The organism is Pseudomonas sp. GW822-FHT02G04, from assembly GCF_058802085.1.
The window spans coordinates 1-3,281 of record NZ_JBXANU010000054.1; the positions used below are offsets into that span (position 1 = coordinate 1).

Sequence of the window (3,281 nt, forward strand, 5' to 3'; positions counted from 1 at the left end):
TCGGCGATGCATCGTTTCACTGCTGAGTTCGGGATGGGATCAGGTGGTTCCAATGCTCTATGGTCGTCAAGAAATTCGGGTACCGAACCGTCTTTCGACGCTTCAGCAAATTGGGTATGCGATAGTTTGTGCGGCTTTTGTGAATGGTTGCGAACTTTCGGTTCATTGCGTCTTCACACACCGCAATCTGGCTTTTAAGCGCAAATTGCTTGGGTGTTATATGGTCAAGCCTCACGGGCAATTAGTATTGGTTAGCTCAACGCCTCACAGCGCTTACACACCCAACCTATCAACGTCGTAGTCTTCGACGGCCCTTCAGGGGACTCAAGGTCCCAGTGAGATCTCATCTTGAGGCTAGTTTCCCGCTTAGATGCTTTCAGCGGTTATCTATTCCGAACATAGCTACCCGGCAATGCCACTGGCGTGACAACCGGAACACCAGAGGTTCGTCCACTCCGGTCCTCTCGTACTAGGAGCAGCCCCTCTCAAATCTCAAACGTCCACGGCAGATAGGGACCGAACTGTCTCACGACGTTCTAAACCCAGCTCGCGTACCACTTTAAATGGCGAACAGCCATACCCTTGGGACCGGCTTCAGCCCCAGGATGTGATGAGCCGACATCGAGGTGCCAAACACCGCCGTCGATATGAACTCTTGGGCGGTATCAGCCTGTTATCCCCGGAGTACCTTTTATCCGTTGAGCGATGGCCCTTCCATACAGAACCACCGGATCACTAAGACCTACTTTCGTACCTGCTCGACGTGTCTGTCTCGCAGTCAAGCGCGCTTTTGCCTTTATACTCTACGACCGATTTCCGACCGGTCTGAGCGCACCTTCGTACTCCTCCGTTACTCTTTAGGAGGAGACCGCCCCAGTCAAACTACCCACCATACACTGTCCTCGATCCGGATAACGGACCTGAGTTAGAACCTCAAAGTTGCCAGGGTGGTATTTCAAGGATGGCTCCACGCAGACTGGCGTCCACGCTTCAAAGCCTCCCACCTATCCTACACAAGCAAATTCAAAGTCCAGTGCAAAGCTATAGTAAAGGTTCACGGGGTCTTTCCGTCTAGCCGCGGATACACTGCATCTTCACAGCGATTTCAATTTCACTGAGTCTCGGGTGGAGACAGCGCCGCCATCGTTACGCCATTCGTGCAGGTCGGAACTTACCCGACAAGGAATTTCGCTACCTTAGGACCGTTATAGTTACGGCCGCCGTTTACCGGGGCTTCGATCAAGAGCTTCGCGTTAGCTAACCCCATCAATTAACCTTCCGGCACCGGGCAGGCGTCACACCCTATACGTCCACTTTCGTGTTTGCAGAGTGCTGTGTTTTTAATAAACAGTCGCAGCGGCCTGGTATCTTCGACCGGCGTGGGCTTACGCAGCAAGTGCTTCACCCTCACCGGCGCACCTTCTCCCGAAGTTACGGTGCCATTTTGCCTAGTTCCTTCACCCGAGTTCTCTCAAGCGCCTTGGTATTCTCTACCCAACCACCTGTGTCGGTTTGGGGTACGGTTCCTGGTTACCTGAAGCTTAGAAGCTTTTCTTGGAAGCATGGCATCAACCACTTCGTGTTCTAAAAGAACACTCGTCATCAGCTCTCGGCCTTGGAATCCCGGATTTACCTAAGATTCCAGCCTACCACCTTAAACTTGGACAACCAACGCCAAGCTGGCCTAGCCTTCTCCGTCCCTCCATCGCAATAACCAGAAGTACAGGAATATTAACCTGTTTTCCATCGACTACGCTTTTCAGCCTCGCCTTAGGGACCGACTAACCCTGCGTCGATTAACGTTGCGCAGGAAACCTTGGTCTTTCGGCGTGGGTGTTTTTCACACCCATTGTCGTTACTCATGTCAGCATTCGCACTTCTGATACCTCCAGCAAGCTTCTCAACTCACCTTCACAGGCTTACAGAACGCTCCTCTACCGCATCACCTAAGTGATACCCGTAGCTTCGGTGTATGGTTTGAGCCCCGTTACATCTTCCGCGCAGGCCGACTCGACTAGTGAGCTATTACGCTTTCTTTAAAGGGTGGCTGCTTCTAAGCCAACCTCCTAGCTGTCTAAGCCTTCCCACATCGTTTCCCACTTAACCATAACTTTGGGACCTTAGCTGACGGTCTGGGTTGTTTCCCTTTTCACGACGGACGTTAGCACCCGCCGTGTGTCTCCCATGCTCGGCACTTGTAGGTATTCGGAGTTTGCATCGGTTTGGTAAGTCGGGATGACCCCCTAGCCGAAACAGTGCTCTACCCCCTACAGTGATACATGAGGCGCTACCTAAATAGCTTTCGAGGAGAACCAGCTATCTCCGAGCTTGATTAGCCTTTCACTCCGATCCACAGGTCATCCGCTAACTTTTCAACGGTAGTCGGTTCGGTCCTCCAGTCAGTGTTACCTAACCTTCAACCTGCCCATGGATAGATCGCCCGGTTTCGGGTCTATTCCCAGCGACTAGACGCCCTATTAAGACTCGCTTTCGCTACGCCTCCCCTATTCGGTTAAGCTCGCCACTGAAAATAAGTCGCTGACCCATTATACAAAAGGTACGCAGTCACCCAACAAAGTGGGCTCCCACTGCTTGTACGCATACGGTTTCAGGATCTATTTCACTCCCCTCTCCGGGGTTCTTTTCGCCTTTCCCTCACGGTACTAGTTCACTATCGGTCAGTCAGTAGTATTTAGCCTTGGAGGATGGTCCCCCCATATTCAGACAAAGTTTCTCGTGCTCCGTCCTACTCGATTTCATGGCCAAGAGATTTTCGCGTACAGGGCTATCACCCACTATGGCCGCACTTTCCAGAGCGTTCCGCTAATCTCAAAGCCACTTAAGGGCTAGTCCCCGTTCGCTCGCCACTACTAAGGGAATCTCGGTTGATTTCTTTTCCTCAGGGTACTTAGATGTTTCAGTTCCCCTGGTTCGCCTCTTGCACCTATGTATTCAGTACAAGATAACCATCTTATGATGGCTGGGTTCCCCCATTCAGACATCTCCGGATCAAAGTCTGTTTGCCGACTCCCCGAAGCTTTTCGCAGGCTACCACGTCTTTCATCGCCTCTGACTGCCAAGGCATCCACCGTATGCGCTTCTTCACTTGACCATATAACCCCAAGCAATCTGGTTATACTGTGAAGACGACATCCGCCGAAAATTCGCATTTGCTCAAAGAGCAACTCACAAATTTTACCTTAGCCTGATCCGTTACCAGTGAAAGTAACGTTCAGTCTATCTTTCTATCACATACCCAAATTTTTAAAGAACGATCTAGC

3 rRNA genes (1 of these 3 running past the window's edge) are annotated in these 3,281 nt (G+C 51.3%); all 3 read right to left on the minus strand.

The annotated features are described in order from the left end of the window. Positions 1 to 71, minus strand: a 5S ribosomal RNA gene (gene rrf / locus AC1RO5_RS30845); the annotation flags it as partial. A 149-nt stretch (positions 72 to 220) separates the two neighbouring features. After that, positions 221 to 3,112: ribosomal RNA gene (locus AC1RO5_RS30850) — 23S ribosomal RNA — on the minus strand. Between the two features lie 13 nt (positions 3,113 to 3,125). Continuing rightward, positions 3,126 to 3,281, minus strand: a 16S ribosomal RNA gene (locus AC1RO5_RS30855); it runs 1,379 nt beyond the window's last position.